The following is a 5,484-nucleotide window of genomic DNA, read 5'->3' as shown; positions in this document are numbered from 1 at the left end:
AGAAGTCTCGCAAGAGACATAACCTGCAGACGCATCGGGGCGCATCAACCCGCGCCTCAATGCGTCGCAGCAACTGACGCTGGACCTACCAGTGTCAAAGCCTTACCTCTGGTGTGCAAACCGGAGTTCAAGATGACCAAACCACCTCTCACTCTTTATCTCGCTGCCCCGCGCGGGTTCTGCGCCGGCGTCGATCGCGCGATCAAGATCGTTGAGATGGCGTTGGAAAAATGGGGTACGCCCGTCTATGTGCGCCATGAGATCGTTCACAACAAATTCGTCGTTGACGCGTTGCGCGATCAGGGTGCCGTCTTTGTCGAGGAACTGGATGACTGTCCGGACGACCGGCCCGTCATCTTTTCGGCCCATGGCGTACCGAAATCCGTTCCCGCTGCCGCTGCAAAACGCGAAATGGTTTACGTGGACGCAACCTGCCCGCTTGTCAGCAAGGTACATATCGAGGCCCAGCGCCACGCCGACAACGGGTTGCAGATGATTATGATCGGCCATGAGGGACACCCGGAAACGGTTGGCACCATGGGCCAACTGCCTGAAGGCGAAGTCCTACTGGTAGAAACCGTCGCAGATGTAGCCGCGGTTGCAGTCCGCGACCCTGACATGCTGGCGTTCGTGACGCAGACGACCCTTTCAGTGGATGATACAGCCGATATTGTCGCTGCTCTTTATGCCCGTTTCCCAAAGATCGTCGGGCCGCACAAAGAAGACATTTGCTACGCCACGACAAACCGTCAGGAGGCGGTGAAGGCGATGGCACCCAAATGTGACGCTATGTTGGTCGTTGGCGCACCCAACTCCTCGAATTCCAAACGGTTGGTCGAAGTCGGCGCGCGCGCAGGCTGCAACTATGCGCAACTGGTGCAACGGGCCACCGATATTGACTGGCGCGCGCTCGAGGGGATCACCAGCATGGGAATCACTGCCGGAGCATCGGCACCGGAAGTGCTGATCACCGAAGTCATCGACGCCTTCAAAGACCGGTATGATACCACCGTCGAAATGGTGGTGACTGCCGAAGAGAACGTCGAATTCAAAGTTCCGCGTGTCCTCAGAGAATCCGCCTGACGAAGGCCGCGCTGAAATGAATGCAATCCCACGCTCTGCTTTGATCCTTGGCCTTGCTGGCCTGCTTCCGTTTATTTGGGGCGCCGTAACGGTATTGGTGCCTGATTTGGCCTTTTGGGGACAGATGAATTTGGGGGGCCGGTTTATCGGCCCCTATGTGCAGTTGTTTTACGGCGCAATAATCTTGTCATTCATGTCCGGCGTCCTTTGGGGCTTCGCGACCAAAGCGACCGGCCAGATGGCGACGGCGAGTTACATGCTGTCGGTTATACCGGCGCTTTGGGCGTTCTTTATGACCGGCGGCGGGCCGACCACCGCAGCCGTCAATCTGATCGTGGGCTTTCTTGGTCTGCTTTTGCTGGATTGGCATTTCTGGCGGCTTGGCTTGGCACCACAGTGGTGGATGCATCTGCGAGGGCTTCTGACTGCAATCGTGATCATCACTTACCTGCCCTTGGTTTTCTGATGGAAGACCGGCGCACCATCGCAACTTACAATGCCAAGGCGGCAGACTATGCCGACCTGGTAGAAACCACAGCGCCGGACAATACGCTGCAACGCTTCATTGATCTGATCCCACAAGGCGGAAAGGTGCTTGATCTGGGATGCGGCCCAGGCACCGCGTCGGCACATATGCGCACGGCCGGGCTTGTCCCTGATCCTGTCGATGCCTCCGAAGGCATGATTGCGATTGCGCAAGAAAAGTTCGGGCTCGACGCACGGCTCGGTCGTTTTGATGATATTGACGGGCTTGAGGTCTATGATGGCGTGTGGGCCAACTTCAGCCTCCTGCACGCCGCAAGCGCGGACCTGCCCCACCATATCGCAGCGCTTTTCAAAGCGACCAAACCCGGCGGCATCCTTCACATCGGCATGAAGACCGGCACCGGCGCAGCACGCGACAAGATCGACCGGCTTTACTCCTACGTCACCGTCATTGAACTCGAAGACTTGCTGACAACTGCGGGTTATCAGGTCACTTACGTCAAGGAAGGCGCAGAGGCGGGTCTTGCCGGAACGATCGACCCATTCGTGATCATGCGCGGAAAGAAGCCCTGAACATGCCCCAGCTTTTTGCCTACACAGATGGTGCCTGCTCGGGCAATCCCGGCCCCGGCGGTTGGGGTGCTTTGCTGGTTGCGCGCGAGGGCGACACGGTTTTGAAAGAACGCGCCTTGTGCGGAGGTGAAGCCGAGACGACAAACAACCGGATGGAGTTGCTCGCCGCCATTACCGCTTTGGAAACGCTGGACCGGCCAACGACCCTGACGATCGTGACCGACAGCGGTTATGTGAAAGATGGCATCACCAAGTGGATTCACGGATGGAAGGCGCGTGGCTGGAAAACAGCCGCCAAGAAGCCCGTGAAGAACGAAGACCTCTGGAGGCGCCTTGATGAAGCAACGAAACGCCACGACGTCACTTGGGAATGGGTCAAGGGCCACGCCGGACACATCGAGAACGAGAAGGCCGACGAGTTGGCCCGCGCAGGCATGGAGCCCTTCAAGCCATGAACGAACCACTTCTTCTATTGCCCGGCATGATGTGCGATGCGCGGCTCTATGGGCCGCAAATCACGGCTTTTTCGCACGAGCGACCTATTATGACTGTCCCACTGAATGGTCACGATACGGTTGAAGCGCTTGCAGGTGATATCCTCGACAACGCCCCTCCAAGGTTTGCGCTAGCGGGTCTTTCGATGGGCGGGATCGTGGCGATGGAGGTATTTCGCCAAGCGCCGGAACGTGTCACACGATTAGCCCTGCTTGATACCAACCCCAAGGCCGAAGTTGCCGCCGTCGCTCAAAAGCGCGAACCACAAATGCAAAAGGTGCGCGACGGACACCTGCGCGCCGTGATGCGCGATGAGATGAAGCCGAACTACATCACGGATGGTCTTCGAACGGGCGAAATCCTTGATCTTTGCATGGCAATGGCCGAAACGCTTGGAGAGGCCGTTTTCCTCAACCAATCCCGTGCGCTGCAAACGCGACCAGATCAGCAGGACGTTCTGCGCACAGTCAAAGTACCCACACTGATTCTTGGCGGAGAAGATGATGTCCTTTGCCCCGTCCACCGGCACGAGCTGATGCATGACCTGATCCCCGGATCGACACTTGCGGTCATCAAGAATGCAGGCCACCTGCCGACGCTTGAACAACCGGACACAACGAATAAGGCTTTGAAAAAATGGCTGAACCAGTAATCCCCCACGACTTGCTTGCGCTTTTGCAAAGGGTCGACACGCCCACGGTCTGCAACGCCATCGAAGTGGCCCAAGGGAAACGCGGTTTTGATGCCTATACCAAAGGCACAATGCAGTGTTCTGCACCGGGACAATCCATGGTCGGTTTTGCGCGGACTGCCAAGATCGCGGGGCGCGAGGCCCCGACCGAAGCGCCTGATGTGATCCGTGTCCGCCGCCTTGATTACTTTCGCAACATGGCGGGCGGTCCTCGGCCTGCAATCGCTGTGCTGGAAGACGTCGATTACCCGCATTGCGTCAGCGCCTGGTGGGGCGAGGTGCACACCAATGTCCATAAGGGGCTGGGGCTGAATGGCGCGCTGACCAACGGTGTGATGCGTGATCTGGGTGATCTGGCAGAGGGGTTTCCGGTTGTGGCTGGCTCTGTCGGGCCAAGCCATGCTTTTGTCCATGTGCGGGAATTGGGAACACCTGTGAACGTCATGGGAATGACCGTCAATCAAGGTGATCTCGTCCATGCCGATCAGCATGGCGGATTGGTGATCCCGCCAGATGTGATCCCTGATCTGAAAGCAGCAATTGAAAAGATGTGGGCCGGTGAGCAGATCATCCTCGGGCCAGCCAAAGAGCCCGGTTTTGACCTCGACAAGCTGCTGGAGGCATGGGCGGCGTTCGAGAAAACGCGGACCTGAACCGGCTAGCTGACTTTTAAAACGATCTTGCCAATATGTGCGCTGCTTTCCATTCGGGCATGTGCATCAGGTGCATCTTCCAGCGCAAACTCCTGATCCAACACGGGGGCCACCTTGCCCGCCATGATCAGCGGCCAGACATGCTGGCGTAACTCATCAGCGATACGCGCCTTTGCCAAATCAGACTGCGGACGCAAGGTCGAGCCTGTGATCGTCAAACGCCGGGTCATCAACTGCACGAGGTTCAGTTCGACCTTTGGCCCTTGCAAAAATGCAATCTGAACCAGTTTGCCATCGTCAGCCAAAGCCTTGAGATTACGCTGGATATAAGACCCGCCAACCATATCGAGTATTAAATCCGCACCACCCAGAACTTGCATTTTATCCACAAAATCGTCTTCGCGGTAGTTGAATGCCACCTCGGCCCCAAGATCAATACAAGCGGCGCATTTTTCAGCCGACCCCGCCGTCGCAAAAACGCGCACCCCGAACGCCTTGGCCAGTTGAATCGCTGTCGTTCCAATCCCGGAACTGCCGCCATGCACCAAAAACCGCTGCCCACCTTGCAGGCCGCCCCGCATGAAGACATTGGACCACACGGTAAAATAAGTCTCTGGCAGACAAGCCGCCTGTTTCAGTGACAGCCCGCCAGAGACGGGCAGACAATGGGCCGCCGGTGTCGCGACATATTCCGCATATCCACCGCCAGGCAGCAAGGCGCAGACCTGATCACCCGGCTTGAAACCCGAGACACCCCTACCGCATGATACAATCTCTCCAGACGCTTCCAACCCGGGCAGGTCACTTGCGCCTTCGGGCGGATTATACAGACCTGCCCGTTGCAAGGCGTCAGGTCGGTTGACCCCTGCATAGGCCACCTTGATGACGACCTCACCGTAGGCCGGCCTTGGCATGGGGCGGTCGCACAGGCGCAACACTTCCGGCCCGCCAGCTTGGGATATTTCAATGGCTTTCATGACAAGATCATCCTTATTTGGGGTCGCGCCAAACGCCCGGCAGATTGGGGCCAGATACCTCTTCAGGCGCTTTTACGGATGTCATCATGCGCTCCAGCGCATTGGTGAGCGGCTTGAGAAGCGGATTGGCCTTGGCTTGCGCCTTGAGTTTCTCGAACTGCATGACATCATCGATGCGGCGATCGATAAATGCATCGGTCGCCTGCGTATCGAGGCTGTCATCACCCAGCCAATAGAGCACGACGGAACTGTAAACGCCCGCCAGCGTCAAACGCTTGGTGTACCAGTTCACATCACGGGATGTATCGCCAAGCGCATTCCAGATTGCATCAACCGTGCCCCAGACCAGCTTGGCCCCGTCAGCCGCCATATGCGGCAGCGCAAAGAGCGTGGTTCCAGGGCGCACCGCCTCTTTATCGTTGATCACCTTCAGGCGGAGGCGGATGGCATGAGCAACCTTGTCACGAAAGCGCATGCCGCTGAGGTCGGAAAGTTCAAGCGCCTTGACCATCGCCGCATCGCCGCG

The 5,484-nt window shown here is 57.7% G+C and carries 8 protein-coding genes; 6 read left to right on the top strand and 2 right to left on the bottom strand.

Annotated elements, in window-relative coordinates:
• Positions 1-132 precede the first annotated feature (132 nt).
• From ispH to R6T97_RS04385, 6 genes are read left to right on the top strand one after another with little or no spacing between them, the layout of a single operon-like run.
• On the top strand, positions 133-1,083 hold the full coding sequence (gene ispH, locus R6T97_RS04410) for a 4-hydroxy-3-methylbut-2-enyl diphosphate reductase (protein WP_410348090.1): 951 nt from the start codon (positions 133-135) through the stop codon (positions 1,081-1,083).
• Positions 1,084-1,099: 16 nt separating this feature from the next.
• Complete coding sequence (locus tag R6T97_RS04405) at positions 1,100-1,549, top strand: DUF3429 domain-containing protein (RefSeq protein ID WP_410348089.1); 450 nt, start codon at positions 1,100-1,102, stop codon at positions 1,547-1,549.
• Positions 1,549-2,142: a class I SAM-dependent DNA methyltransferase gene (locus R6T97_RS04400; protein WP_410348088.1), complete on the top strand. Its 594-nt coding sequence runs from the start codon at positions 1,549-1,551 to the stop codon at positions 2,140-2,142. The genes R6T97_RS04405 and R6T97_RS04400 overlap by 1 nt, the downstream gene beginning before the upstream one ends.
• 2 nt (positions 2,143-2,144) lie before the next feature.
• A complete protein-coding gene (gene rnhA / locus R6T97_RS04395) occupies positions 2,145-2,597 on the top strand; it encodes a ribonuclease HI (RefSeq protein WP_410348087.1) in 453 nt (150 codons plus the stop codon).
• The gene (locus tag R6T97_RS04390; RefSeq protein ID WP_410348086.1) at positions 2,594-3,289 is read left to right on the top strand and encodes an alpha/beta fold hydrolase; all 696 of its coding nucleotides are present in this window, start codon (positions 2,594-2,596) and stop codon (positions 3,287-3,289) included. The genes rnhA and R6T97_RS04390 overlap by 4 nt, the downstream gene beginning before the upstream one ends.
• Positions 3,274-3,981, top strand: coding sequence for an RraA family protein (locus R6T97_RS04385; protein ID WP_410348085.1), 708 nt, complete (start codon positions 3,274-3,276; stop codon positions 3,979-3,981). The genes R6T97_RS04390 and R6T97_RS04385 overlap by 16 nt, the downstream gene beginning before the upstream one ends.
• 5 nt (positions 3,982-3,986) lie before the next feature.
• Here R6T97_RS04385 and R6T97_RS04380 read toward each other — a convergent pair whose 3' ends face one another.
• A complete protein-coding gene (locus R6T97_RS04380) occupies positions 3,987-4,958 on the bottom strand; it encodes an NAD(P)H-quinone oxidoreductase (protein WP_410348084.1) in 972 nt (323 codons plus the stop codon).
• Positions 4,959-4,971: 13 nt separating this feature from the next.
• Positions 4,972-5,484: COQ9 family protein (locus R6T97_RS04375; protein WP_410348083.1), on the bottom strand; the 513-nt coding region annotated here is incomplete at its 5' end.

The organism is Yoonia sp., assembly GCF_046498525.1.
Classification (GTDB): domain Bacteria; phylum Pseudomonadota; class Alphaproteobacteria; order Rhodobacterales; family Rhodobacteraceae; genus Yoonia.
The sequence above is the reverse complement of the archived record's forward strand: the minus strand, read 5'-3'. Positions and strand labels throughout refer to the sequence as shown.